We start from the raw sequence: 930 nt of genomic DNA on the forward strand, positions 1-930 counted from the left end.
GCGAAAGCTTAAGTCTGGTTCTTGGCTAAGCCTTTCAAGCTCGTTGCTGAAAAAACTGTTTAGATGTCGCATACGCTGCCAGCTCCAGAGTGGATAGGCAATGAGAATACCTAGCACGCTATTTACCGGGGGAAACCATGTTCTTTCATATGCGAGAAGAATGTAGCTAAAACCGAGAATGCAGCCGACCAGAAGAATGGTCGAGGGCATCACTAAGGTTGGGCGAATTCGAGGGAAGATCAGAATGGGTATCAGAATAAATGCGAACGTTAAAAGATAAGTCCATCGTTCAGAAACGGTCTGGATGATTTCTCCATTGACGATTGCTGAATAGGCGTTTGCGTGAATTTCTACTCCGGACATAGGGCTGTTCATGTGTGAGAATGGCGTCGGAATGATGTCGCCTAGCCCTGCCGCAGTAGCGCCAATGAGAACCGTTTTATCTCTAAAAGTATTAGGGTCTACTTTGTTCGACATGACATCGATAAAGCTATGAGTAGGATAGGTACCGCGGGGGCCTGCGAAGGGGATTAAGCGATACTCACTATTAACCGAGACATACGGCGCGCGCGTTTGTTGCCGGATCTCTTGTAGGTACTGGATCATGGGATTGGTTTCAATCGCCATTGCGAGTGAGATTGAGGGCCAGTATGCTTCGCCAACGCCCGTATTGAGATAAATCCCGCGTGTTAATCCGTCCTCGTCTAGCTCAACATGAACATGGCCTAAGCCCTTTGCGGCATTTGCTAGTTCCGGAATGGGTAAGATTTCAGAAAGTGGCTTGTCGTAGGCCAATGGGTGAATATGCAAGGGGAGCAGGACATTGCCCGCGTTCTCGATTGCTTGAGTGAGTCTTAGATCATCCTCGGGGTGCTGCGTATCGTACTCCGAAAAGAGCACGTCGAATACAATCAGGGAGGATTTATACTC

Annotated in this window: 1 protein-coding gene; it reads right to left on the reverse strand. The window is 48.4% G+C overall.

Annotated features, from left to right (window positions below; all coding sequences use genetic code 11):
• The coding region (locus tag A3750_RS21925) for a CHASE2 domain-containing protein (RefSeq protein WP_156498831.1) at positions 1-930 on the reverse strand (930 nt) is incomplete at both ends.

It is taken from the genome of Oleiphilus sp. HI0079 (assembly GCF_001635105.1).